The organism is Deinococcus murrayi DSM 11303 (assembly GCF_000482805.1).
GTDB lineage: Bacteria > Deinococcota > Deinococci > Deinococcales > Deinococcaceae > Deinococcus > Deinococcus murrayi.
This window is the reverse complement of record NZ_AXWT01000019.1, coordinates 68,768-91,608: the sequence shown is the minus strand read 5'-3', so window position 1 is coordinate 91,608 and position 22,841 is coordinate 68,768. Positions and strand designations below refer to the sequence as shown.

General features: G+C 67.9%; 25 protein-coding genes and 1 pseudogene. 10 read left to right on the top strand and 16 right to left on the bottom strand.

The window, feature by feature from the left end:
• Window positions 1-180 precede the first annotated feature (180 nt).
• The 3 genes from H565_RS16780 (at window position 181) to H565_RS0104355 (ending at window position 2,671) form a co-directional block, all read left to right on the top strand.
• Complete coding sequence (locus tag H565_RS16780) at window positions 181-558, top strand: type II secretion system protein (RefSeq protein ID WP_027459973.1); 378 nt, start codon at window positions 181-183, stop codon at window positions 556-558.
• 77 nt (window positions 559-635) lie between these two features.
• Window positions 636-2,108: an O-antigen ligase family protein gene (locus H565_RS0104360; RefSeq protein ID WP_027459972.1), complete on the top strand. Its 1,473-nt coding sequence runs from the start codon at window positions 636-638 to the stop codon at window positions 2,106-2,108.
• Window positions 2,105-2,671 carry a DUF1802 family protein gene (locus tag H565_RS0104355; protein ID WP_027459971.1) on the top strand — a complete coding sequence of 189 codons (567 nt, stop codon included), beginning with the start codon at window positions 2,105-2,107 and terminating at the stop codon, window positions 2,669-2,671. Before H565_RS0104360 ends, H565_RS0104355 begins: the two co-directional genes overlap by 4 nt.
• Before the next feature lie 78 nt (window positions 2,672-2,749).
• Here H565_RS0104355 and H565_RS0104350 read toward each other — a convergent pair whose 3' ends face one another.
• The gene (locus tag H565_RS0104350; RefSeq protein ID WP_027459970.1) at window positions 2,750-3,223 is read right to left on the bottom strand and encodes a hypothetical protein; all 474 of its coding nucleotides are present in this window, start codon (window positions 3,221-3,223) and stop codon (window positions 2,750-2,752) included.
• Between the two features lie 188 nt (window positions 3,224-3,411).
• Here H565_RS0104350 and H565_RS0104345 point away from each other — a divergent pair, with 188 nt between their 5' ends.
• Together H565_RS0104345 and H565_RS0104340 are read left to right on the top strand one after the other, a co-directional pair.
• Window positions 3,412-4,167: a class I SAM-dependent DNA methyltransferase gene (locus tag H565_RS0104345; RefSeq protein ID WP_027459969.1), complete on the top strand. Its 756-nt coding sequence runs from the start codon at window positions 3,412-3,414 to the stop codon at window positions 4,165-4,167.
• Entirely contained in the window at window positions 4,158-5,129 is a 972-nt protein-coding gene (locus tag H565_RS0104340) for an NAD(P)H-dependent glycerol-3-phosphate dehydrogenase (protein WP_027459968.1), read from the top strand. Before H565_RS0104345 ends, H565_RS0104340 begins: the two co-directional genes overlap by 10 nt.
• Before the next feature lie 314 nt (window positions 5,130-5,443).
• Here the strand turns inward: H565_RS0104340 and H565_RS0104335 are convergent, their stop codons facing one another.
• The 14 genes from H565_RS0104335 to H565_RS0104270 form a co-directional block, all read right to left on the bottom strand.
• Window positions 5,444-6,118, bottom strand: coding sequence for a V-type ATP synthase subunit D (locus H565_RS0104335; protein WP_027459967.1), 675 nt, complete (start codon window positions 6,116-6,118; stop codon window positions 5,444-5,446).
• A 93-nt stretch (window positions 6,119-6,211) separates the two neighbouring features.
• On the bottom strand, window positions 6,212-7,621 hold the full coding sequence (locus tag H565_RS0104330) for a V-type ATP synthase subunit B (protein WP_027459966.1): 1,410 nt from the start codon (window positions 7,619-7,621) through the stop codon (window positions 6,212-6,214).
• Window positions 7,618-9,378 (bottom strand): V-type ATP synthase subunit A, encoded by a 1,761-nt coding sequence (locus H565_RS0104325; RefSeq protein ID WP_027459965.1) that lies wholly within the window; start codon window positions 9,376-9,378, stop codon window positions 7,618-7,620. Before H565_RS0104325 ends, H565_RS0104330 begins: the two co-directional genes overlap by 4 nt.
• A 121-nt stretch (window positions 9,379-9,499) precedes the next feature.
• Entirely contained in the window at window positions 9,500-9,844 is a 345-nt protein-coding gene (locus H565_RS0104320; RefSeq protein ID WP_027459964.1) for a V-type ATP synthase subunit F, read from the bottom strand.
• Entirely contained in the window at window positions 9,841-10,824 is a 984-nt protein-coding gene (locus H565_RS0104315) for a V0D/AC39 family V-type ATPase subunit (protein ID WP_027459963.1), read from the bottom strand. The genes H565_RS0104320 and H565_RS0104315 overlap by 4 nt, the downstream gene beginning before the upstream one ends.
• A gap of 12 nt (window positions 10,825-10,836) precedes the next feature.
• Window positions 10,837-11,400, bottom strand: a complete 564-nt coding sequence (locus H565_RS0104310) for a V-type ATP synthase subunit E (protein WP_027459962.1) — start codon at window positions 11,398-11,400, stop codon at window positions 10,837-10,839.
• A gap of 1 nt (window position 11,401) precedes the next feature.
• Window positions 11,402-11,701, bottom strand: a complete 300-nt coding sequence (locus H565_RS0104305) for an ATP synthase subunit K (protein ID WP_027459961.1) — start codon at window positions 11,699-11,701, stop codon at window positions 11,402-11,404.
• Between the two features lie 18 nt (window positions 11,702-11,719).
• Window positions 11,720-13,789, bottom strand: a complete 2,070-nt coding sequence (locus tag H565_RS0104300; RefSeq protein WP_027459960.1) for a V-type ATP synthase subunit I — start codon at window positions 13,787-13,789, stop codon at window positions 11,720-11,722.
• On the bottom strand, window positions 13,786-14,103 hold the full coding sequence (locus tag H565_RS0104295; protein WP_027459959.1) for a V-type ATPase subunit subunit G family protein: 318 nt from the start codon (window positions 14,101-14,103) through the stop codon (window positions 13,786-13,788). The genes H565_RS0104300 and H565_RS0104295 overlap by 4 nt, the downstream gene beginning before the upstream one ends.
• 242 nt (window positions 14,104-14,345) lie before the next feature.
• Window positions 14,346-14,903 carry a DUF4126 domain-containing protein gene (locus H565_RS0104290; RefSeq protein ID WP_027459958.1) on the bottom strand — a complete coding sequence of 186 codons (558 nt, stop codon included), beginning with the start codon at window positions 14,901-14,903 and terminating at the stop codon, window positions 14,346-14,348.
• A gap of 13 nt (window positions 14,904-14,916) precedes the next feature.
• Window positions 14,917-15,969 carry a M42 family metallopeptidase gene (locus tag H565_RS0104285; RefSeq protein WP_245576157.1) on the bottom strand — a complete coding sequence of 351 codons (1,053 nt, stop codon included), beginning with the start codon at window positions 15,967-15,969 and terminating at the stop codon, window positions 14,917-14,919.
• 5 nt (window positions 15,970-15,974) lie between these two features.
• On the bottom strand, window positions 15,975-16,628 hold the full coding sequence (gene pth / locus H565_RS0104280; protein WP_027459956.1) for an aminoacyl-tRNA hydrolase: 654 nt from the start codon (window positions 16,626-16,628) through the stop codon (window positions 15,975-15,977).
• Window positions 16,629-16,631: 3 nt separating this feature from the next.
• Window positions 16,632-17,042: a hypothetical protein gene (locus tag H565_RS0104275; RefSeq protein WP_027459955.1), complete on the bottom strand. Its 411-nt coding sequence runs from the start codon at window positions 17,040-17,042 to the stop codon at window positions 16,632-16,634.
• 21 nt (window positions 17,043-17,063) lie between these two features.
• The gene (locus H565_RS0104270) at window positions 17,064-17,564 is read right to left on the bottom strand and encodes a DUF427 domain-containing protein (protein WP_027459954.1); all 501 of its coding nucleotides are present in this window, start codon (window positions 17,562-17,564) and stop codon (window positions 17,064-17,066) included.
• 67 nt (window positions 17,565-17,631) lie between these two features.
• On the opposite strand from H565_RS0104270, the gene H565_RS0104265 reads away from it, so the two are divergent.
• Window positions 17,632-18,741, top strand: a complete 1,110-nt coding sequence (locus H565_RS0104265; RefSeq protein ID WP_027459953.1) for an alpha-hydroxy acid oxidase — start codon at window positions 17,632-17,634, stop codon at window positions 18,739-18,741.
• 35 nt (window positions 18,742-18,776) lie between these two features.
• On the opposite strand, the gene H565_RS0104260 is transcribed toward H565_RS0104265, so the two are convergent.
• On the bottom strand, window positions 18,777-19,739 hold the full coding sequence (locus H565_RS0104260) for a calcium/sodium antiporter (protein WP_027459952.1): 963 nt from the start codon (window positions 19,737-19,739) through the stop codon (window positions 18,777-18,779).
• 153 nt (window positions 19,740-19,892) lie between these two features.
• On the opposite strand from H565_RS0104260, the gene H565_RS0104255 reads away from it, so the two are divergent.
• The 4 genes and pseudogenes from H565_RS0104255 to H565_RS16775 all read left to right on the top strand — a co-directional run.
• Window positions 19,893-20,357 carry a hypothetical protein gene (locus H565_RS0104255; RefSeq protein ID WP_027459951.1) on the top strand — a complete coding sequence of 155 codons (465 nt, stop codon included), beginning with the start codon at window positions 19,893-19,895 and terminating at the stop codon, window positions 20,355-20,357.
• Window positions 20,358-20,605: 248 nt separating this feature from the next.
• Complete coding sequence (locus H565_RS0104250) at window positions 20,606-21,838, top strand: argininosuccinate synthase (protein WP_027459950.1); 1,233 nt, start codon at window positions 20,606-20,608, stop codon at window positions 21,836-21,838.
• A 7-nt stretch (window positions 21,839-21,845) separates the two neighbouring features.
• Window positions 21,846-22,298, top strand: coding sequence for a GNAT family N-acetyltransferase (locus tag H565_RS0104245; protein ID WP_245576156.1), 453 nt, complete (start codon window positions 21,846-21,848; stop codon window positions 22,296-22,298).
• Window positions 22,295-22,723, top strand: a pseudogene (locus tag H565_RS16775) (GNAT family N-acetyltransferase); the annotation flags it as partial. The gene H565_RS0104245 and the pseudogene H565_RS16775, both read left to right, overlap by 4 nt.
• Window positions 22,724-22,841 lie beyond the last annotated feature (118 nt).

Genomic DNA, 22,841 nt, shown 5'->3' with positions numbered 1-22,841 from the left:
CCCGCCCCCCCCCCCCCCGACACCCCCGGCAGAGGCCGCCCACCGTAAGACCTGTGTTAGAAGCGCCTGACTACCCTTTCTTCAGCAAGGACGGGAGATACCCGCCCCTGCACGCCATTTCCGGCCCCAGGGACTTTCTCCCGATTCCTTAATCCCACCGGGCCACCCCAGGAGAGCACCATGAAGAACGGAACCCAAGGCTTTACCCTCATCGAGCTGCTGATTGTCATCGCCATCATCGGCATCCTGGCGGCGGTGCTGATTCCCAGCCTGCTGGGTGCCCGCAGCAAGGCCAACGACGCCGCCGCCGCCAGCGTGGGCCGCCAGGTCCTGAACGCGATGGCCGCGATGGAAACGAGCAACACGGGAACTGGGAATGCCGGGTGCAACTACGCCGGTGCCGTCGTGACGGTGACCGCTGGCTCGGAAACCGCCACGGTGAACGCTCCGGCGCCCATTACGAATGTCACGTGCACCAACACCGCCTCGCAGTACTCCACTGTTGTCACCTACAACGGTGGGTCGGCAGCCAGCCGGACCTTCACCGCCGCCAAGTAACCCCCTATCCCCTGTCCAGGACCCGCAGCAGCAGCGGGTCCTCTTTGCTTGGCCATCTTCACAAAGGATGGAGCGGTATGTTTACGACGCGGCGCACCTCCTGGACTATTCTTATCGTTCTCGCCTCGCTCGTCTCGATACCGACCGTAGACCGCGAATGGCTCTTTCAGTATCCCAAGCTCATCGTCCTCGGAGCCGGGGTCTTGCTCGCAGGATTGGCTGCCATCTTCTCTAGGCAGCAACTGTACAGTTCGTTGCCGCGGTGGAGCGTGGTCCTCCTCGTCGCCTATCTGGGCTGGACATTGCTGACGAATACCGCCCTGTCTTCACAGCCCACGTACACCTTGTTGGGCTGGGTGAACTGGAATGGCGGCTATGTCACCACTTCGCTGTTTATCCTTACGCTGCTGCTGGCTTCGCTCGTTCGGCGCGGTGACGGCGTACGCGAAGGCGAAGCGAGGTGGCTGTGGATGCTGCTGGGGTTCACGGCAGTCATGACCACCATCTGTACGCTGGAAATGCTGGGCTTTAGCCCCGTTTTGGGCAGTCCATGGTTCGCCTGGCAAGGCCGCAGCCTCAGCATCGGTCAAAGCAGCTTTCCCATCGCCACCATCGGGAACTCTGGATGGGTGGCGGGCCTGTGGCTGTTGCTCGCTCCCTTGCCCTACCTACTGCAAAGGACTGCTCCGGCTTGGAGCCTCGTTTGGCACGGCCTCATCGCCCTTGGTGTCGGCAGTGTTCACAGCAAGGCCGTTCTACTGGCTTACGTGGCCATGCATGTCGGGGTCGCCAGCTACCGGTTGCTGCGTGCCCCGCCCCAAGAAAGGCGTCTCTGGAGCCGCACCGTCCTCCTGGCTGTCACCTGTATTGGCCTAGCTTGGACTTCGACGGCAGCCATGCAAAGTCTTAATACGGTGCTGTATGAACGGGGATGGGCCGGACGACTCAACTCAGAGATAAAGCTTAATCAGGAAGCCTACCGCACGAGCGCGGCTGCGCGTTTCGCCATCTACCGGGCCACTTGGCGACTTATCCAAGAGCAGCCCATACAAGGTTGGGGCTTAGAAACTCTCCACCACCGTTTCTACAACGTGTTTACCCCAGCCGAGTACCGGGCGTTTATCGGCCCCATGGTCGATTTGAAGCCGGACGAATCCTTACGGCGCTTTGGCAGCCTGCACGTCGTCGTGCACAACGATAGGCCCAAAGAAGCCCTGAGAATGCAGTTTTTTGACATCGTCAAACCGCATAACGTCGTTTTAGAGGAACTGTACAGCAATGGCCTCATCGGGCTGTTGCTGTTGACCTCCGCTTTGGTACTGGTCGTCCGGCAAATCCTGATGTGGGGCGGCCCACAAGAGAAACTGTTGCTGCTGGGAGTCGGTCTGTATTTTGCCTACCTCCTGCTCTGGTTCACAACCGTGGCGGTGACGCCCCTGGCCTGCGTGCTGCTGGCTTTCGCCTCCAGGGGAGCCGCCGAGCGAGCTAGGGGCGGATGGCAAGTGCCGGGGTGGACGGCTGAGCCGGGACCTCCTACCCTCTCCCCATGACCCCTGCCCCCCACACCGCCCTCAAGGAATGGGACGCCCAGGTTCAGGCCCTCGTCGCCGGGGAGACGGCCCTCCTCATCCGCAAGGGCGGCATCATGGAGACGCACGACGGCTTCGAGGTTGAGCACCGCCGTTTTTTCCTCTACCCCACCTTCTTGCACCAGAATCCGGCGGAGCTGCGGCCCCCGTTTGCCGGGCGGCTGCGCGAGGACCCCCAACCGGGGCGCATCGTGCTGCCCGCCCTGGCCGAAGCTGTGGCCGTCTACAAGGTCGAGTCGCTGGAGGCGGCCCTTGCGCTAGAGCCGTATCAGGCGCTGACGGCGGGGGCCATCGAACGCCGCTTTCAGTACCGGAATCGGCCCTGGGTGCACGCCCTGCTGCTGCGGGTGCGCCCGCTGCGGGAGCCGCTCGTGCTGGAGGAGACCCCGGAGATGCTGGGCTGCGTGAGCTGGGTACCGCTGGGCGAGGTGGAGGCGGAGGCCGGGGCACCCGCGTTGCCTGACTCAGAGCTGGAGCGGCTCCAGGGAGAACTGGAGCAGCGGCTGAAGGTGCAGACGTCGTAACCCAAACGGGAAGGGGGAGGCTCGCGGACCTCCCCCTTTTTACCCCCCTCTTGTGACCCAACTGCTCCTGCGGCGCCGTTACTGCCCGGCGGGTAGCGCTTCGAGGTCGTAGTTGTTCAGCAGGGTGTTCTGAACGTCACGGGTCGCCGTGTTGTAAATGCTCCAGCCCAGCTTGGCCCCGTTGAAAAACTGGTTGTCGCGCTGCGAGTACACCAGGAACTTGCCGTTGTCGCGGCTGAGGACCGGCTCGCCCGCCGTGTAGCGCCCGTCGTTGTTGGTGTCGCGGAAGACGATGACCCGGTAGGTGCCGTAGGGCACATCTCGCGGCAGGGTGAGGGTGTAGCCCCCGGTCAGGAACTTGTCGATGACCTGTAGCTGGGTGCTCACGTTGGTGTACTGGCCACCGTTGTACCCCACAATCGCGAGGCCGAGGTTCTGGTTCGGGCTAAAACCCCGGAGTTGGCCCGACACGGCAGCGCTGCGGGTGCCGAAAATGCTGCACGAGGAGAGGGCCAGGGTACCGAGGGCGGCGACAATCAGCATCTTGCGCATGGTGAAACCTCCTGTTGGACTGCGAACGAGTGGGCTGCGAAAACGCCCCCACCGTACCCCGCCCTACCTTTGCGGGCTACGGGGCAAGCCTTCTCAGGCGACTCACGGAAAGCTCATGGAGGGACGCGGGGCCTCGGAGTACCTGACGGGGCCTTGAGCTGGGGGGCCGCGCTGCTAGAGTGACCCCCATGCAGCACCGCCCCTTTACCGCCCTCGCCGCCGTGTATGACGCCATCATGGCCGACGTGGAGTACGACCACTGGGCGGACTTCGTCTTGACCTACGCCCGTGACGGCGGCCTGCAGGGGGGGGCGGCCCTCGACCTCGCCTGCGGCACCGGGGGCTTTACCCGCGAGCTGCACCGGGCGGGGTGGGCAGTCACCGGGCTGGACGGCAGCGCCGAGATGCTGGCCGTGGCCCAAGAGCGCCTGCCCCGCGAGGTCGAGCTGACCCTGGGAGACCTACGGACCTTTGACCTGGGGCGCACCTTTGACCTCGTGACTTGCGTCTTTGACAGCCTGAACAACCTGCTCACGCCGGAGGACCTGGGCGCGGCGCTGGGGCAGGCGCGGGCGCACTTGCGGCCTGGGGGCCTGCTCGCCTGTGACCTCAATACCCGCCTCGGCGTGCGCGAGTTGTGGGAGGGCGGGGCCGTGGAGGGGCTGGCCTCTACCCCCGACGGGCGCGAGGTCCACTACCATTGGTCGCACCACCACGACCCAGAAACCGACCTGGGCGTCGTTCAGGCCTTTTGCCGGGTCGAGGACAGTGGGGGGGGCTGGGAAGAATTCACCGAGACGCACCGCGAGCGCGGCTACGACCCCGCCGACCTGGAGCCGCTGCTGCGGGGGGCGGGCTTTGAGCGCTGGGAAATCGTCGAGTACCCCGACTACGCCTTGCCGACCCCGCAGACGCCGCGGGTGTGGGTGTTCGCATGGGCCTGAGAGTTCCGGTGCTGGGGGCCGGGGGCTGGGGCACCGCCCTGGCGGTCGCGGTCGCCCGCGCAGGGGGGCAGGCGACCCTGTGGGCGCGGCGGCCCGACTTCGCCGCCCGGCTCGCCGAGGTCCGCGAAAACCGCGAGTACCTGCCCGGCGTCACCCTGCCGGACGCGGTGGGCGTCACCTCCGACCTGGCGGCGGCGGTGGAGGGGACCGACTTCGCCCTTGTGGTCGTGCCCAGCGTGGGGGTGCCGGAGCTGCTGGCGGAGTTGCCGCGCTCGCTTGGCGTGGTGCTGTGTGCCAAGGGTCTGGGGCCAGACGGCGGGCGGCTCACCGACCTCGCCCGCGCCCTGGGCTTCGGACGGGTGGCCGTGCTCAGCGGCCCCAACCACGCCGAAGAGGTGGGCCGGGGCCTGCCCGCCGCCACCGTCGTGGCGAGCGCGGATGAGGCGCTGGCCCGCCGGGTGCAGGCGGCCCTGGTCTCCCCCACCCTGCGGGTCTATACCAGCCGCGACGAGGTGGGTGCCGAACTCGGCGGCGTCCTCAAGAACGTCATCGCCCTCGCCGCCGGAATGAGTGACGGCCTGCGGCTGGGAGACAACGCCAAGGCCGCCCTCATCACCCGTGGCCTGCGCGAGATGAGCCGCTACCTCGTCTCGCAGGGGGCGCAGGAAGACACCGCCTACGGCCTCAGCGGACTGGGCGACCTCGTCGCCACCGCCACCAGCCGCCACAGCCGCAACCGTGCGGCGGGCGAGGCCATTGCCCGCGGCGAAACCCCGGCCCAGGGCGGCCAGGTCGTCGAGGGCCTGCGGACAGCCGGATTGCTGGACGCCTGGGCCGCCGCGCACGGCCACGACCTCCCCATCGTGCGGGCGGTTGCGCGAGTCACGTCGGGCGCGTGGACTCCTGCCGAGGGCATCGCCAGCCTGATGAAGCGGGACGCCAAGCCCGAAGTGGAGGAATGAAATGACCCTGCCGGCGCGGGCCGAAGCCTTGGCCCGGCCTTTTTACGCCGCGCCGGGGCGGGTTGGTCACACGGCAGAGCAGGTCCAAGCGGTGCTGGACGCCCTCGCCTCACGGGGGGTGCTGACCTCTCCCCTCGTCCTCGCTGCTTGGGGAGAGGGAAGGTGCCGCGGACCTTGTTGGCAAGGCCACACCTCTACACAACGCCGGAGTTCGCAGCCTTGGACCCGCAGGCCCCCGCCGCAACCTGCGGCCAGCCCTCCGCGACCTGAAAAAACATCGCCCCGGCTAGGGGGCGATGTGGGGAGTGGGGCGCTCAGTCGGCGGCGCTGCCGTGCTGCCCGCCCTGGGGGGCTTGGTCGGCTTTTTCCTTCTCGCGTTCGAGCTTTGCCTTGATTTTCTTCAGACGGAAGCTCTCCTCGCGCTCGCGCTGGTCGAGGACGCCGCGGATGAACCGGATGTCATCCTGAATGCCGGGAATGACGACCTGCTCCAGGGCGTTCACACGCCGACTGGTCTTTTTGATTTCCTCGCCGATGCGCCGCAGCTTGGTTTCGGTGGCGGCCACCTTCACGATGGCTTCGAGGACGCCGCCAAAGTCGGTTGCGGCCTGGATGGTCCGGGCACCGACGTTAATCGGGCTGAAGTTGACCTGCTGTGAGCGCTCCGGGACGTTGATGCGCGGCACCTTCACCCCGTAGATGCTCTCAATCTGCATGTCGACGGCGTAGTCACCCGTCCCCGCGAGGCTGAGGCTCTCGACGGCTTCGGGGCTGTCCCAGGCCTTGGCCCCGAAGAGGCTGGTGTAAGCACCCTTGCTCACGCTGGCGAGCTGCTCGCGGGCTGCCAGGGCGTCGCGCACGAGGGCGAAAAACTCGCCAATCAGGGCGTCCCGCTTGCGCTTGAGGAGGTCCGCGCCTCCCGACGCCGTCTTGAGGCTGGCCTTGCTCGCGAGCAGCGCCGAACGGGTGGGGCTAATCTGTCCTGCCATAGTTCACCTCCTTTTCTGCGGTGAGGCTGATGGCTCGTGGCATGGGGCCAGTGGAGCAAGCTCTTCTAAACCACACGCCACAAGCTCCGCGCTTTAGACCCGGTGGCCCCGCCACATCTCGTCGAGCTTCGTGCCGTAGTACTTGTCGATAGCGTCGCGCGAGACACGGGTGAGCTGGCTTTGGGGCAGCTTGGAAAGGATGGCCCAGGCGACGGTGAGGCTCTCTTCGATAGAGCGGTCTTGGCCGCCCTGGCCGATAAAGTAGTTCTCGAAGTCGTCGGCAAAGCGCAGGTACAGCTTGTCGGTCTCGGTGAGGGCGTCCTCTCCGGTAATCGCCACAAGCTTGCGCAGGTCGAGGCCGTTCGCGTAGGCCGCGAAAAGCTGGTCAGAGACGTTCTTGTGGTCGGCCCGCGTCTTGCCCTTGCCGATGCCGTTGCCCTGGAGCCGCGAAAGCGAAGGCAGCGGGTTGATGGGCGGGAAGATGCCCTTGGCGTTCAGGCCACGGTCCACCACAATCTGCCCTTCGGTGATGTACCCGGTCAGGTCGGGGATGGGGTGGGTGATGTCGTCGTCGGGCATGGAGAGAATCGGAATCTGGGTGACCGAGCCGGGCTTGCCCTGCACCACACCCGCCCGCTCGTAGAGCGACGCGAGGTCGGTGTACATGTAGCCGGGGAAGCCGCGGCGACCGGGAATCTCCTCCCGCGCCCCGCCGATTTCCCGCAGCGCCTCGCAGTAGTTCGTGAGGTCGGTCAGGATGACGAGGACGTGATAGCCGTGCTCGAAGGCGAGGTACTCGGCGGTCGTCAGCGCCATGCGCGGCGTCAGCAGCCGTTCGACGGCGGGGTCGTCGGCGCGGTTGAGAAACAGCACCGAGCGGGCCAAGGCCCCGGTGCGCTCAAACTCCTGGGTAAAGAAGCTCACCTCGCGCTGGGTCAGACCCATCGCGGCAAAGACCACCGCGAAATCCCCCTCGTGCCCCGGCACCTTCGCCTGACGCGCAATCTGAGCGGCAAGTTCGTTGTGCGGCAACCCCGACCCGGAGAAGATGGGGAGCTTCTGCCCACGAATCAGCGACGTGTTCACGTCAATCGTGCTGATGCCGGTCTGGATGAACTCTTCGGGCTTGGCACGGGCGGCGGGGTTCATGGGCTGACCGTTGATGTCCAGCCGCTTGTCCGCGACGACCTGCGGCAGCCCGTCGATGGGACGGCCCAAGCCGTCAAAGCGGCGGCCAATCATCTCCCGGCTCACGCCGAGACGGGCCACGTCCTCGACCAGGCTCACCGAGGCGGTCGCGAGGTCGAGGCCACGGGTCTCTTCGAACACCTGAATCACGGCGTTCTCCTGGGACACCGAGATGACCTGCCCACCACGGGTGCGGCCCGTGCTGTCCTTGATGTCCACGATGGCCCCGTAGGCCAGGTCGGACGCCGCGTTCACAAACAGCAGCGGCCCGGAAATATAGGCGACGTCGTTGTATTCCTTTTTCAGGAGGGTCACGCGGTCACTCCCTTGGCAGCGTTCTTGAAGGTCACGTCGAGTTCGTCCATCACGCTCTCGCCGTAGGCCATGAACTCATCCTCAGCGACGTAGCGAGCACGCGACAGCTTCTCGATGACGGGGTTTTGAATAATCTCGTCGATGGTCGCCCCCTGACGCAGGGCAGCTTCGGCCTCATCATAGAACTTCAGCATCATCTTCATCAGGCCGTAGTTCTTGGGCATGGAGGCCGAGGCGTCGACCGGGTCAAAGCCGTTTTGCTGCAGGAAGTCCTGGCGCAGCATGCGGCCCACCTCGATAATCAGGCGCTCCTGGTCTTGAAGGGCGTCGGGGCCGACAAGCTGCACGACTTCCTGGAGGGAGGCTTCCTGCTGAAGCAGGTTGCCGATGCGCTGGCGCAGTTCGGGGAAGTCCTGGCCGACGTTCTCGCGGTACCACGAGTCGAGGATGGGCGTGAACAGCGAGTAAGAGCCGTTCCAGTTGATCGCCGGGAAGTGGCGGCGGCGCGCCAGCCCTGCGTCCAGACGCCAGAACGCCCCCGTGATGCGCAGGGTCGCCTGGGTGACGGGTTCGGACATGTCGCCGCCCGCGGGCGACACCGCGCCAATCACGGAGACTGCGCCGTCTTCGCCGGCCAGGGTCTTGACCGCCCCGGCCCGCTCGTAGAAGGCGGCGAGCTTGGCCCCCAGGTAGGGCGGGTAGCCTTCTTCGGCGGGCATCTCTTCCAGACGGGAGGAGATCTCGCGCAGCGCCTCAGCCCAGCGGCTGGTGGAGTCGGCCATCAGCGAAACGCTGTAGCCCTGGTCGCGGAAGTACTCGGCCAGCGTGATGCCCGTGTACACCGACGCCTCACGCGCCGCCACCGGCATGTTGGAGGTGTTGGCGATCAGGATGGTGCGGTGCATCAGCGGCCCGCCGGTCTTGGGGTCTTCCAGCTCCGGGAACTCGACGAGCACGTCGGTCATCTCGTTGCCGCGCTCGCCGCAGCCCACGTACACCACGATGTCGGCGTTGCCGTACTTGGCGACCGACTGCTGGGTCACGGTCTTGCCCGACCCGAACGGCCCCGGAATCGCCGCCGCCCCGCCCATCACCAGGGGGAACAGCACGTCGAGGATGCGCATGCCAGTGAGGAAGGGCAGGCTGGGGTCGAGCTTCTTGGCGACCGGGCGCGGCGCACGGACCGGCCAGTAGTGCGCGAGCCGCAGCCGGGTCCCGTCTTCCAGCTCCGCAATCGTGTCGTCGATGGTGTACTCGCCCGCCTCGGCGACCCAGCGCAGGCGGCCCGCCTTGTCGGGGGGCGTCAGGATTTTGTGGGTGAAGGAGAACTCCGGCACCGTGCCCAGAATGGTGCCGCCCTGCACGCTGTCTCCCGCCTGCACGACTGGAGTAAACGCCCAGCGCTTGGTGCGGTCAAGCGAAGACACCTCGATGCCGCGGGCGATAAAGTCGCCCGAAGCCTCGCGAATCTTGTCCAGGGGGCGCTGAATGCCGTCGTAGATGCCGTTGAGCATCCCCGGCCCCAGCTCGACCGAGAGCGGCAGCCCGGTCGTCTCGACCGGCTCGCCCACGGTGAGGCCGGAGGTATCCTCGTACACCTGCACGAAGGCCGTGTCCCCGTCGAGGCGAATAATCTCGCCGACAAGGCGCTCCTTGCCCACGCGCACGATGTCGTACATCTTCGCGCCGTACATGCCCCCGGCAATCACAGCCGGACCGGCGATACTCTGCACGACGCCTTGCTTGGTCTGCGTCATTCTTTCTCCTTCGGAGAGGTCTAAGGGGCTAGGGTCTCAGAGTCAGAGTCTAGGGAGAGCGCCTCTCGGCGTCTGTGGTCCCGCTCTTAGACCCTTCGACTCTTTGACCCTTGGACCTTTCTTACAGTTTGATATCGAACCCGATGGTGTCGCGCACCAGCTTGCCCATGTAAGCCTTGGCGTCCACCGTATCGGTCGCAAAGGCGTCACGCAAGCTGGGAATGGGCAGCAAGATGGGCAGGTCGCGCCCGCGCATCACCCGCGCCGTCGCCGCCGCGGGGTCGGGCACCAGCCCGGTGTCCACGGCCACCAGCCCGTAGCGCCCCTCCACAATCAGGCGTTCGAGGGCCGAGACCGCCTCGCCGGGAGTGGTTTCCATCACCTCGGCTCCGGCGAGGCGGTAGCCCGTCGCGGTTTCGGCGTCGGTCAGAACGGCCACCCGCTGGGTGTTGGTTCCCTGGGTCATGCGGTCACCTCCCGGCGAATCTGTTCGGCGGGGAGGTTGTAGAACTTGCCGCGCCCAATCAAGCGGAGCTTGGCAATCTCAATCTCCTTGCGCCGCAGGAAGTCCAGGACAATGCCCGGCCCGTCCACGTCTGCAATCGCCACGTTGCGGGCGGTGCGCTCCAGCAGGGCGCGGGCCACGCTCTCAGCGTCTTCCAGGGTGGGCGCTTCGAGGATAGCCGCGATGTCGGCACTCCCAGAAGCATCCCCCCCCGCCAGCCGCAGGAAGCCGCCGGCGTCGAGGCTGCCCCCCGGCACAAAGAGCGCGGGGTCCAGCGCCGTGCCCTGCGCCCGCGCCGTGCGAGCAATCAGGGCGTTGGTCACGTCAATCTCGCGGCTGAGATAGCGGCGCAAGCTGAGGTCGCGGGCCACCCGCAGGGTGTGGCGATAGTAGCCCTGGTCAAGGGCGACTTCGAGGTCGAGCAGCCGCCCGCTGCCCGCGTAGGCGGCTGCCGCCGCTCGGAAGGCGCGGGCCAGCGGGTGCCCGGTCACGGCAATCGCCGCCGCCGCGCTCGCGAGGTCGCTGCTTTGCGCCGCCGTTTGCAGGGCCGCCGGGCGCAAGGTGCCGCCGGGAACGAGGCCTTCCAAGATGGCCTCGGCCCCCCGGCCACCGATCAACCCGCGGGCGACCGTCTTGAGGTTGGCAAGGTCCCACTTCATCAGCAGGACTTCAAGCTCGCGCCGCGCCTGTCCGTCCGCGAAGCCCAGCACCCGCTGGGTGGTCGCAAAGAGGTTTTGCGACAGCGCCCGGTCGAGTTCCGGGAGACCCGCACCCTCGGCGGTCGCCTCACGCAGCTCGGAGGCGAACTCGGTCTCGGAGAGCACCCGCAGGAACTCTTGGTAGCTGCCCGCCGCGAGCGCCGAGTCAAGGGCGCGCCCGTCAAGCAGTTTGGTCCGCATCACGCGGACGCGCGTGTTGATGTAAGCGTAGTCGTCGGGCATGGCGAAGGGTCCTTATTCCCCAGCGAGCAGGCGGCTGACCTGCGGGGCGAGTTCGGCACGGACCCGCTCCAGGCGGCCCGGCAGCGTGTTGGTGATGCCGCTTTTGCCGCCGCGCGCGACCACCCGCACCCCCCCCACCACCGCGGGGTTGGCCCGAACAGCCAGGTCACTGACCAGACTTTGGGCCAGCTCCAGGTCCTCTGGATTGACCTCCACAACCTCGGCATCGGGAATCGCATCGCGGGCTTGCGCGAGCAGGCGCGAAAGAATCTCACGGTACTCTGGCAAGCGGGTGATGTCACGCAGGTGCCCTTCGACGAGCGCGTAGACCTGCGCGAGGCCCTGCTCGCTCGCCGTCAGCCGGGCAGCATTCAGTTCGAGTTCTGCCGCCGAGCGGGCACGCACCAACTCCGCCTGACGCCGGGTTTCCAGTTGGCGGGTGCGGCTTTCCAAGAGGGCCTGCGCTCGTTCCTGGGCCTGCGCCAGGATTTGCCCGGCCCGGTCGCGGGCTTCCGCGCGAATGCGCTCGATCTCTCCCTGCGCCTCTTGTTCGAGAAGCTTGTCGAGGGGGGCCATATCAGATCAGGAACAGCGCCAGGAAGCCGAAGATGACCAGGGTTTCGGGCAGCAGGAAGTACAGCAGCAGCGAACCGGCCTTGCTGGGGTCTTCGGCCACAGCCCCGACCAGGCTGGAGCCGATACGGGCCTGCGCGATACCGGTGCCCACCGCGCCGAGGCCCAGCGCCAGGCCCTTGCCGACGGCAATCAGCCCTTCTTGGCTGGAGTTGCTGGCGGCCTGCGCGGCCTCCTGAGCCAGACCGGTGCTGGCGAGGGCGAAGACGAGGGACGCGAGAACAATCTTGTTGTACTGGGTCATGAGCAACTCTCCTATGGATTATTTGGCCTGCCCCTGGGCAGGGCTGAGGCGGCGAAGGGGGTTATAAGCCGGGCTGGTTTCGGTGTTAAAGCCCGTGGGGTTGAGGAACTCGACCATGTGCAGACGCAGCGGCTGAAGGATGTGCCCAATCAAGGTCAGGGCCAGCACCGAAAAGTGCAGCGCCGCCCCCACCAGCACGCCAAGGATGATGCCCAGCACGCCGATGTTCTCATACAGGCTCCAGCCCAGGTCGGTGCTGAGCTTGGCGAGAATGGCCGACACCAGACCGACCGCGAAGATACGGGCGTAACTCACGACCGCGCCGCCCTGACTCATCAGCTCGATAATCAGCAGCGGGTAGTGCTTGATGACCCGCAGGTAGCCGAGCAGGAAGAGCGCGAAGCCGAGATACATCAGCCACACGAGCGGGTTGGAGAAGTTGGTGAGTTGCGAAAAGTCTTGCGCAGCCCGCGAGACAAAGGCGAGCAGCACGAGCGCGGCCACGCCGCTAAAGAGCGCGATGCCCTCCCAGGTGTGTACGGGGTCGCGGTGCTTGAGGCCCTGCTGAATGCGGATGCCCCAGCCCCACAGCACTTGCAGGATGCCGAAGAGCAGCGCGAAGACGAGCGCCACATTAGAGAAGTACTCGGTCTCCAAGCGGGGGAACACGATGGGAATCAGGCCCTGGTAGTAGCCGTGCTCGGCGCGGTAGGGGTCAACCGGGAAGGTCAGCCCCGTCCAGCCCCACAGCCGGTCGAGAAGGGGGGGATTGATGTAGAAGAAATGCAGGTGCTCCAGCAGGGTGCCGAAGAACTCCCCGGTGAGGAAGCCCCACAGGATGGTCCAGCCCGCCATCACGTTGGTGACAAAGCCCAGGTCGCGCAGGGTGGCGGGCGGCACGTAGGCCCCCATGAAGCTGAGGTCCCAGCCCTCGTTTCGCCGGGCTTTGCCCAGCAGCCACATCCCGAACGCCAGGAACATCAGCCCGTAGGCGACGTCCGCGATGATGATGCCGAAAAAGAGAGGGAAGAAGACCGCCACCACCCAGGTGGGGTCAAAGGTGCCGTAGCGCGGTAAGCTCATCAGCCCCATCACGAGCTGGAAGGGCCGCACGTAGCTGTTGTTCTTGAGCTGCACGGGCACAGCGGGGTCATGGTGCTCGTCGACGGGATGCAGTTCGTAGGCCACCGCGTCCCCAAAGCGGTCGAGGGCCGCCGTGAGCGCGGGCACCCGGTCGACCGGCACGTAGCCCTGCATGACCAGGCTGTACTTGCCCCGCGCGGACACCGCCCGCACATCGTGAATGGCCACCCGGTCCTTGAGGGCGTCACGCACCGCATAGAGCGCGGGGCCGTGGGTGCGGGCGAGGCGCTCGCGTTCCTCGTTCAGCTGCCGTTGGCGCTCGGTGCCTTGCCCCCGAATCTGCTCGAAGGCGAGCGCCGCTTCGGAAAGGCCCATGCCGTCAAAGCGCCCCGGCAGCCGCAGCTCGCCCAGCCGCACCCGCGACAGGGCAGCGCGGGCCGCGTCGCGGTCGCCGCGCAACGTGGCAATCAGCCCGACCCGGTTGGGTCCGGCGACATCGGTCGCGAGGGCGTAGCGGTCCTCCAGCGTGCCCCGCAGGGCCGCTTCCAGTTCCGCGAGGCTGTCGTTGGGTTGCAGCACAAAGGGCACCACCGCCAGGCGGCGGCTGCGGTCGACGCCCCCAGCGAGGCGGGCGAGGGTCCGCACCGCGTCCCCGTAGGCGGCTTCGGCGTCAAGGTCGGCTTGCAGCTCCTGCCGAGCGCGGGCAAGCGCTGCTACGGGTCCGGCGGCTTCCTCGACGACACGCTCCCAGTCTTCCTGCGGGGGCAGGGAGGCGGGAGCGGGACGGTAGGTGCCCAGTTCCGCGATGGTGCTTTCGGCGCGGGCGAGCAGCCGCTCGTCTTCGCGGCGGGATTGGGCGTCTCCTCCGGCAAGGGTCCCGGTGGAGAGCGGCCCGCCGGTGATGGGCTTGAGGTGCAAGACCCCGGCGTCTTGCAGCGCCGTGATGACCGCCTCGCTGCTGCGCTGGCGAGTGGCAATCACGACCTGCTGCATGGGGTTAATCACGGCAGCACCGCCCTCAGAATCAGTTCGGCGGCCTGCTGCACGCGGGCGCTCGCCCGCTCGCGGGTGGCCTGCGCTTCGGCTTCGGCGCGGGCGCGGGCTTCTTGGCGAATGCGCTCGGCTTCCTGGCTGAGTTCCTGGTCATGCTGGGCCTGCATCTGCGCCGCGCGGGCCTGCGCGTCCGCAAGGATGCGGGCCGCCTGCGCTTCTGCCGCTTCGACCTCGCGCCGCGCTTCTTCGCGGGCCGCTTCAATCTGCGCGTCCAGGGCGGCCTCACGGCTGGCCAGTTCACTGAGGACTCGACTTGAGACGTCCAACTCCCTCCTCCTTTCCTCTCGTCACCCAGCCCCCCCGTGAGAAAGCCCCGTCCGTCAGGGCGGGTTCTGGGGGGGGGTTCTGATGCGGTTGGTGGCCCGACTTAGGTCAATCTGCTGTCAGACTCGCGGCCCATCCTAACACAGGCTTCATTCTGTTCCCGGAGGGCAAGCGTCCCGCCCGCCGGGGCGTCTTATGAGCGTTCCGCCGGGAGGGGGAAAGGAAGAAGCGAGCGACCACCCGTTTAAGCCGCCCTCTCCTGCCGGCCCCGCCGCCACAGCCGCACGGCCCAGGCAAGCACGCCCGCCAGCCCCAGCGCCGCGAGCACCGGCGCGAAAATCGCCAGCATGCTCAGGCCCAAGCTGGCCCCGTCCTCGGCAGCGCTGAGGACCGGGTTGGCGAGGCCACCCGTCGTGGCCGTGGCGACCGGGCGCACGGCGGCGCGCGCCCCGTGGACCCCACCCGCAACGAGAAAGCCCAGCGCCAGGCTGAAGGCCGGGGGCACCTCCGCCACGCCCGCCTGCGCGGCAAAGAGAATCGCCCCCGCAGCCGCATTCACCACCCCGCCGAAGAGATGCAGCGCGTGGTCGACGCCAGGAATCTTGTCCCCAACGAAGTCCAGCACCCCCAGCACCCCCACTCCCAGCAGCACCCAGGGATTCGCGAGCAGGTCGAAGGGGGCGGCGAGGTCGAGGACCCCAAAGCGAGCGAGCAGGCCCACGAGGAGAAGCGGGATGGAGGCATTCAGCCCCGCCGCCCCCGACAGGCCCAGCGAGGACAGCAGGCCGGAGAGCAGTTCCATGCTTGTTCCCCCTTCAGCGCAGGTAGGCGACGAGGAGGTCTATCCCCGCCCGCAGGTCGGCCTCGTGAACGGCCTCGACGACGGTGTGGATGTACCGCGTGGGCACGCTGAGGGTGAGGGTGGGGACCCCCTCCCGCGTGCGCTGGATGGCCGCGCCATCGGTGCCGCCCAGGGGCAGCACTTCCAGTTGGTAAGGAATGCCTTCCTGTTCCGCGAGGTCCACGAACTCGTTCACCAGCCAGCGGGTCGAAATCATGGAGGAATCGAAGACTTTGATGCCGATGCCCTCGCCCAGTCGGGTGACGGCCTCGTCGGGCGAGGCGCCGGGGGTATCCACAGCGAGGGTCACGTCGAGGCCGATGCCGATGGTCGGCGCGGCCCCATACGCCGCGACGATGGCCCCGCGCAGGCCAACTTCCTCCTGCACGCTGAAGACGGCCAGCACATCGTGCCGGGGGCGCGTGTCACGCCAGGCCCGCAGCACTTCGAGGAGGAGAAAGACGCTCGCGCGGTCGTCCATCGCCTTGCCGACGGTCAGCGCCCCGACCTGCCGGGCCGTCTGGTCGAGGGTCACCATGTCGCCGATGCGGACCTGTCCCCGCACGTCGTCCGCGCCCAGGCCGAGGTCCACGAAGAACTCCCGCACTTCGGGCACCTTCTTGCGGTCTTCGGGCGCAGCGATGTGGACGGGTTTGCCACCCGGCGTGAGCAGGCCGGGCAGGGGGCCGCCCCGCGTGTGCACGGTCACGTTGCGGGCAAACAGGTTGCGGGTGTCGAAGCCGCCGAGCGCCTGCACCCGCAAAAAGCCCTTCTCGTCGACGTAGCGCACCAAAAAGCCGATTTCGTCCATGTGGGCGCTGAGCATCACGCGCTCGCGGCCCTCTCCCGCGTCCTCGCGGCCCCGCTTCAGGGCCAGCACGTTGCCTAGGGGGTCCACCCGCACCTCGTCGGCCAGGCCTTCCAGCTCCGTGAGCACGAAATCGCGCACGGCGTCCTCCTGGCCCGGCACGCCGGGAAGGTCGGAGAGGCGGCGCAGCACATCCAGCCTGAGTTCGGCAAGGGTCACGCCCGTCAGGATACGCCGGGGTCGCTGCCGCCGGGCGCTGGCTCTGGCGCGGCGGGCCGCTCGGCCACGGGGGCCGGCGGGGGGCGCAGGTCGGTGCCGTTAAAGCGGCCCTGCGCAGCGGCGAGGCCCTCTTGCGCCCAGACCTCCACCGCGTCTGCCCCCAGCCGAACGAGCTGCTCCAGCGTGCCCGTTTCCTCCTCGCGCCACTTGCTGAGGACCCAGTCGCTCACCTCCCAGCCCACCGGAGGCCGCGAAATGCCGATTTTGAGGCGCGGAAAGACTTCGGTGCCCAGCGCCCGAATCAGGTCGCGCACCCCGTTTTGGCCGCCGTGCCGCCCGCCCTGGCGCAGCCGCAGCAGCCCAAAGGGACTGTCGAGGTCGTCTTGCACGGCGAGCAGCGCCCCCGGCTCCAGTTTGTAAAAGGCCACGAGGGGCGCGACCGCCTTGCCCGACGCGTTCATAAAGGTCTGCGGCTTGACGAGAAGCACCTTGGTGCCGGGGGCCGGACCCAGCCGGACCTCCGCGACGTGCGCGTCCCCCTGCGCTCGCCACGTGGCCCCCCAACGCCGCCCGACCTCCTCCACGACGAGCCAGCCGACGTTGTGCCGGGTCCGCTCGTAACGGCTCCCCGGATTGCCCAGGCCCACGACGAGCTTCAAGATTCAGGCCTCCAGGCGACTCAGCGTCGCCCGCCACTGCGCCTCGGTCTCGCGCACGCGGAGGTCTCCTCTGGCGCGGGCGTACCCGGCGCGGAAGTCGGCAAAGCGGGTGTCCGTCTCGGCAAAGAGCAGACCCAGCGCCTGGCGCACGTCGGCTACGTTCTGGGAGGTGAGGCGGGTGTCTTTGGCGTCCAGCACCTCGTCGAGGGTCGCCATCAACCCGGAGAGGGGCCGCAGCCACTGAAAAGAAGGGTGATTCATGACGAGCGAGTACAGCTCGAAAGGCCCCTTCACCGGGCCGTGCAAGAACTCGTACTCGCCTTTGGCGAAGTCGAGCAGGGCCGAATGGAAGTGGCGCAGCGCCTGGGCCAGCGCCGTGAGCCGGGTACGAACCGCCGCGTCAGAAGCCGTCATGGGCTGAGGGTAGCAGCTCGCCTACCATCCCCAGCTTCCCGGCTCGCCCTTAAACGGCCCCACCACGTCGGGCGTCACCCAGCCGCCGTAAAAGCCGCCCGGCTGCGGGGTCACGCGCATGCCGTCCACCCGGCACTCGTCCATGCGGCCCGCGTACAGGGCGACGTATCCGGCGATGGGCGCAAAAGCGGGCGCAGGCCGCTCGTAGCTCCAGCCCGCGCCCTCGGCCACCTTGCCGCCCGCCGAGAGGGTCCAGTACGACGCCTCGCCCTTCCACTCGCAGACGCTGCTGTCAGGAGCGGGGGTCAGTACACCGGGCCGGAAGGCTTCGCGGGGCAGGTAATAGGTGGGCGGGTGACTGGTTTCGAGGACCCGGTAAGCTCCGGTCGTGTCGGCAATCTTGACCCCGCCCAGCCAGACCTCCACCCGCCGGGCGGTCCGCTCCAGCCGGGGCGGACGCGGGGAGTCCCAAACACTTTCCTGGCCGGGACCGGGAGGGAATCGGGGTGGGGGCCGGGACATGCCCGCAGTGTGGACCACCGCGCCGCAGGGAGCTGTCAGCTTCCTTTCCCTTCCGCTACCCTGACCCATGACCACCCCCAACCTGCCGGACGCGGAGACGCCCGACCTCGCGGGCGCCGTCAACCTCGCGGACCTCGAAGCCCTGGGCCGCTCGCGTTTGGACCGCAACGCGCTGGAGTACTACGCGAGCGGCGCGAATGACGAACTCACCCTGCGGGAAAACCGCGCTGCCTTCGCCCGGCTGAAGCTGCGGCCCCGCGTGCTGGTGGACGTGTCGCAGGTTGACACGAGCACTGAGGTGCTGGGCCTGCCCCTGCGCTCGCCCATCGGTATCGCTCCCAGCGCCTTTCACGGCCTCGCGCACCCGGATGCTGAGGTCGCCACAGCGCGGGCGGCGGCCTCGCGGCAGAGCGTGATGACCCTCTCGACCTTTTCCAACACGCCGATCGAGACGGTGGGCGAGGCGGCGGCGGGACGGCTGTGGTTCCAGCTCTATCTCTGCACCGACCGCGAGCTGAGCCGGGGCGTCATCCAGCGGGCGGAAGCGAGCGGCGCCCGCGCCCTGGTCTTTACAGTGGACGCGCCCTTTCTGGGCCGCCGCGAGGCGAACGAGCGCCACCGCTTTGCCCTGCCGCCGCACCTCCAGGTGCCCAACCTGGGGACCCGCGAGCAGCTCGCCCGCATGGAGACGGATAGCGGCTCGCAGCTCGCAAACTACTTCGCGACCCTGGTGGACAAGACCTTTACCTGGGGGGACCTGGAGTGGCTGCACGCCCAAACCCGCTTGCCGGTTGTCCTCAAGGGCATCCTGACCGCCGAGGACGCCCGGCTCGCCGCAGAGCACGGCTGTCACATCTGGGTGAGCAACCATGGCGGGCGGCAGCTCGACACCGCCGTGAGCAGCATCGAGGCGCTGCCCGAAATAGTGGACGCGGTGCGCGGCAAGGTCGAGGTCTACCTCGATGGGGGGGTCACCCGCGGCACGGACGTGGTCAAGGCGCTCGCGCTGGGGGCCAGGGCCGTCTTTCTGGGCCGTCCGGCGCTGTGGGGCCTCGCGGCGGGCGGCGAAGCGGGCGTGCGCCGCACGCTAGAGCTGCTCGAAGACGAGTTTCGGCTCGCGCTCGCCCTGTGCGGCAAGTCGCAGGTGGGGCAGCTGGGGCCAGAGCTGGTGCGCTGATTTCCCCCTCCCCTGCCTCCTCCGGTCTCTCCCTCTCAAAACGCGCTGCGCAGCAAGACGGTCAGGTATGCGCCGTAGGCAAGCAGAAGGCCACCTCCCTCCAGGCGGTTGATGCGGCCAGGTCGCCGCAGGCCGAAGCCCATCAGAAACAGGGCCAGGGTCAGCCCCCCCATGACGAAGAAATCCCGCGAAAGGACCTCTGGTCCTGCGGCGATGGGCGCGATGGCGGCGGCGAGGCCGACGACGCCGAGGGTGTTAAAGAGGTTAGACCCAATCACGTTGCCCAGGGCGAGGTCGTGTTCGCCCTTGCGGGCCGCGATGATGGCCGAGGCCAGTTCGGGCAGCGAGGTGCCGATGGCGATGATGGTCAGGCCAATCACCAGGTCGCTGACGCCCAGGCCGCTGGCAATCTCGACCGCCCCCCAGACCAGCAGCCGCGAGCTGCCCACCAGCAGCAGCAGGCCCGCCACCAACCAAAACAGGGCTTGCCGCAGGGGCAGGGGATGGGAGGCGAGTTCTTCGCCCATCTCGTCGCCGAGGGCGTCCCCCCCGCTGCGCCCGCGCCAGATGGACCAGCCCAGCAGCAGCGCAAAGACCAGCAGCATGAGGACCCCCTCGGCGGTCGTCAGGGAGCCGTCCCGCAGCAGCCACCCGGAGAGGGCCGTCACCGCCAGCAGCAGCGGCAGCTCGCTGCGCAGCACCTGAGAGCGCACCGTGACGGGGCTGAGCAGGGCGGTGAGGCCCAGAATCACACCGATGTTGGCGATGTTCGAGCCGTAAGCATTGCCCAGCGCGATGCCGGGATTGCCCTGCAGGGCCGCGAGGGCCGACACCACCAGTTCGGGGGCCGAGGTGCCGAAGCCCACCACCACCATGCCGATAAGCAGAGCGGGCATCCCAAAATGCCGGGCGGTCATGGCCGCCCCTTCCACAAAGCGGTCCGCACTCCAGACGAGCAGGGCTAGACCAGCGATGACCGAGATGACGGCAAGGGTCATGACCGTCAACATACCTGCTGACTCTGGCCCCACTGTCCCGCGCTGTCCCGGCGGGCGCTCCCGCTCGCCCCGCGTCCATGAGCACTGACCCAGCAGCTTTCTAAAGGTTTTGCAGGGTGTTGCGGGGCGGGGCCAGCCCCCTAAGCTGGCCTCATGAAGAGGACGATGCTCGGACTTCTGGCCCTGGGGGCCGTTTCGACGGCGGCGGCGGACTCCATCGGTGGGCACATCGGCACCACGACGGGCCTGCACTACCAGACCGACCTGACGACCAACTCTGCCGTGCGCTACGGCCTGAACCTCAGCACCACCGGGCTGTTTGCGGGGGCTTTCCGGGTGGGCGGCGAGGTGGCGTACCTCCAGAACATCAGCGGTCAGAACTTTGGTGGCCTCAGCCCCTACTACGGCTTCGGCCTGGGCGCGGGTGCGGCGGTCGGCTCGGTCGTCGGTGTTTCGGCTTACCCGCACGTGCTGGGCGGCCTGCGCTACAACGTGGCTCAGCCCATCAGCGTGTTCGTGGAGGGCAATGTCGGCCCCACCATCGGCGTGACGACCGCCGGGTCGGGCTTCGGCTTCGGCGCGGGCGTGCGCTTGGGCCTCGACTACCGCGTTCGCTGAGGCCCGTCTCTCCCCCACCCCCTCCCCCGGTCCCTGAGGCCGGGGGTTTTTTGCGGGCAGCCCTTGCACCCCCCACGCCAGGGCTGCTACCTTGATGAATAGCTATACGCTCTAGGCGTATATCCATACACCCATGCCCACCTTGCCCCCCCGACGCTGAGCTGGCGGCCTTCCTCGACGGACAGGCCGGAGGCTCGTGCACCGGGGGATTTTCGTGTGGCGCACCCCCCACAGGAGAGAATGGACCCATGACCCACGCCGACCGACCCAAAATCGTCCTCGCCTATTCGGGCGGGCTGGACACCTCCATCATCCTCAAGTGGCTCCAGACCGAGCGCGGCTACGACGTCGTGGCCTTTACCGCCGACCTCGGCCAGGGGGATGAGGTCGAAGAAGCGCGGGTCAAGGCGCTCAATACCGGCGCGGTGGCCGCCTACGCCCTCGACCTGAAAGAAGAGTTCGTCCGCGACTACGTGTTTCCGATGTTCCGCTCTGCGGCGCTGTACGAGGGGTATTACCTGCTGGGCACCTCGATTGCGCGGCCCCTGATTGCCAAGAAGATGGTGGAAATCGCAGGGAAGGAAGGAGCGGTCGCCGTCTCGCACGGGGCGACGGGCAAGGGCAACGACCAGGTGCGCTTCGAGATGACCGCCTACGCGCTGAAGCCCGACATCGTGACCGTGGCTCCCTGGCGCGACTGGGACTTTCAGGGCCGCGCCGACCTCGAAGCCTTTGCCCGCGAGCACGGCATTCCGGTCCCCACCACGAAAAAGGACCCCTGGAGCATGGACGCCAACCTGCTGCACATCTCCTACGAGGGCGGGATTCTGGAAGACCCCTGGGCCGAGCCGCCCGCGCACATGTTCAAGCTGACCGTCAGCCCGGAGGACGCGCCGGACGCGCCCGAGTACGTGGAGGTGGAGTTCGAGAACGGGGACCCGGTGGCCCTGAACGGCGAGCGCCTCAGCCCCGCTGCCCTGCTGCAACGGGCGAACGAACTCGGCGGGCGGCACGGGGTGGGCCGCATCGACCTCGTGGAAAACCGCTTTGTGGGCATGAAGTCGCGTGGGGTGTACGAGACGCCCGGCGGCACGCTGCTGTACCACGCCCGCCGCGCCGTCGAGAGCCTGACCCTGGACCGCGAGGTGCTGCACCAGCGCGACCAGCTTGCGCCCAAATACGCCGAACTCGTGTACAACGGCTTCTGGTTTGCCCCAGAGCGCGAGGCCCTCCAGGTCTACTTCGACCACGTGGCCCGCAGCGTGACGGGCACGGCCCGCCTGAAGCTATACAAGGGCAACTGCACCGTGGTGGGCCGCAAGGCCGAACGAAGCCTGTACGACAAGGACCTCGTGTCCTTCGAGGCGGGCGGCGACTACAACCAGCACGACGCGGGGGCCTTTATCAAGCTGAACGCCCTGCGGATGCGCGTGCAGGCACGGGTTGAGGCCAAAGGGGAGTCCGAGGCCCAGGGGAAGTAAAAGCGCCGTGCTGAGCTTTCGCCCCGCTACCCCGGCGGACGCCGACACCATTGCGGCGCACCGCTACCCCGCCGAGGCCGACGCCCCGGAGCGCCCGGTCTATGCCGGCTGGGTGCGCGGGGCGCTGCTGAGCGGCAGCTACCAGGGCCGCCTCGCGCTCAGCGGGACGGGCGAAGGGGCCGAGGTGCTGGCCGGGGCGGGGCTGGTGTGGCTGGACTGGGGGCCGGTGCGCGGGCACCCCAGCCCCCGGCGAGCGCGGCTGGTGAACGTCTGGACGCGTCCTGACCAGCGGCGGCGCGGACTGGCGCGGCGGCTGGTGCTTGAGCTGCTGGACCTTGCCCGCGCGGGCGGCGCGCACGCCGTCACGCTGGGCAGCACGGAAGAGGGCCGAGCGCTGTACGGAAGGCTGGGCTTTTCACCCTCTGACAGCGAAATGGCGCTGAGGCTGGAACCCGCATGACCTGGACCTTCTTTGCGCCCGATGGCATCGGCACCCGCCGCCTGACCCGCGCTGACCTGCCGGCCTTTCTGGCCGTGCTGCATGGGGCGGGCCTGGACCCCCGGTCCTCGTGGAGCGGGCTTAGCGTGCTGGACCTGGAGGCGGCGATGTTCGCTCCAAGGGCGGGCGGGTTTGTGGCGGTCACGGAGGGCGGGGAAATCATCGGCGGCGTGGGCTTCCGCCCGGACCCGCACGACCCCGGCACCCTGACCTTGAACCGGCTCGCCACCCGCCCCGAGGTGCGCGGCCAGGGCGTGGCCCGCCGATTAGTGGCCGAGGTGGAGGGCGTGGCCGCCCAGGAAGGCTACCGGCGCGTGCTGCTCGCTGTGAGCCAGGTCAACCTTGGCGTGTTGCCATTTTACACCCGGCTGGGCTACGTCCAGACCGAAGAGGACTACGCCTTCAGCAGCGGGAGGAACGGCAGGCCGGTGGTGCTGGTGAAACCAGCGCCCAGCTTCCAGCGACCAGCAGCCAGCCCGACCCATCCCCCTGAGAAGCTGGCGG

Bases quoted from the DNA above. Each gene is read 5' to 3' on its own strand.
- H565_RS0104345 (WP_027459969.1), top strand. From the start codon at position 3,412: ATGCAGCACCGCCCCTTTACCGCCCTCGCCGCCGTGTATGACGCCATC.
- H565_RS0104315 (WP_027459963.1), bottom strand. From the start codon at position 10,824: ATGCCCGACGACTACGCTTACATCAACACGCGCGTCCGCGTGATGCGG.
- H565_RS0104255 (WP_027459951.1), top strand. From the start codon at position 19,893: ATGAAGAGGACGATGCTCGGACTTCTGGCCCTGGGGGCCGTTTCGACG.
- H565_RS0104360 (WP_027459972.1), top strand. From the start codon at position 636: ATGTTTACGACGCGGCGCACCTCCTGGACTATTCTTATCGTTCTCGCC.
- H565_RS0104350 (WP_027459970.1), bottom strand. From the start codon at position 3,223: ATGCGCAAGATGCTGATTGTCGCCGCCCTCGGTACCCTGGCCCTCTCC.
- H565_RS0104325 (WP_027459965.1), bottom strand. From the start codon at position 9,378: ATGACGCAGACCAAGCAAGGCGTCGTGCAGAGTATCGCCGGTCCGGCT.
- H565_RS16780 (WP_027459973.1), top strand. From the start codon at position 181: ATGAAGAACGGAACCCAAGGCTTTACCCTCATCGAGCTGCTGATTGTC.
- H565_RS0104275 (WP_027459955.1), bottom strand. From the start codon at position 17,042: ATGACGGCTTCTGACGCGGCGGTTCGTACCCGGCTCACGGCGCTGGCC.
- H565_RS0104260 (WP_027459952.1), bottom strand. From the start codon at position 19,739: ATGACCCTTGCCGTCATCTCGGTCATCGCTGGTCTAGCCCTGCTCGTC.
- H565_RS0104270 (WP_027459954.1), bottom strand. From the start codon at position 17,564: ATGTCCCGGCCCCCACCCCGATTCCCTCCCGGTCCCGGCCAGGAAAGT.
- H565_RS0104335 (WP_027459967.1), bottom strand. From the start codon at position 6,118: ATGGCAGGACAGATTAGCCCCACCCGTTCGGCGCTGCTCGCGAGCAAG.
- H565_RS0104310 (WP_027459962.1), bottom strand. From the start codon at position 11,400: ATGGCCCCCCTCGACAAGCTTCTCGAACAAGAGGCGCAGGGAGAGATC.
- H565_RS0104265 (WP_027459953.1), top strand. From the start codon at position 17,632: ATGACCACCCCCAACCTGCCGGACGCGGAGACGCCCGACCTCGCGGGC.
- H565_RS0104305 (WP_027459961.1), bottom strand. From the start codon at position 11,701: ATGACCCAGTACAACAAGATTGTTCTCGCGTCCCTCGTCTTCGCCCTC.
- H565_RS0104290 (WP_027459958.1), bottom strand. From the start codon at position 14,903: ATGGAACTGCTCTCCGGCCTGCTGTCCTCGCTGGGCCTGTCGGGGGCG.
- H565_RS0104340 (WP_027459968.1), top strand. From the start codon at position 4,158: ATGGGCCTGAGAGTTCCGGTGCTGGGGGCCGGGGGCTGGGGCACCGCC.
- H565_RS0104320 (WP_027459964.1), bottom strand. From the start codon at position 9,844: ATGACCCAGGGAACCAACACCCAGCGGGTGGCCGTTCTGACCGACGCC.
- H565_RS0104250 (WP_027459950.1), top strand. From the start codon at position 20,606: ATGACCCACGCCGACCGACCCAAAATCGTCCTCGCCTATTCGGGCGGG.
- H565_RS0104355 (WP_027459971.1), top strand. From the start codon at position 2,105: ATGACCCCTGCCCCCCACACCGCCCTCAAGGAATGGGACGCCCAGGTT.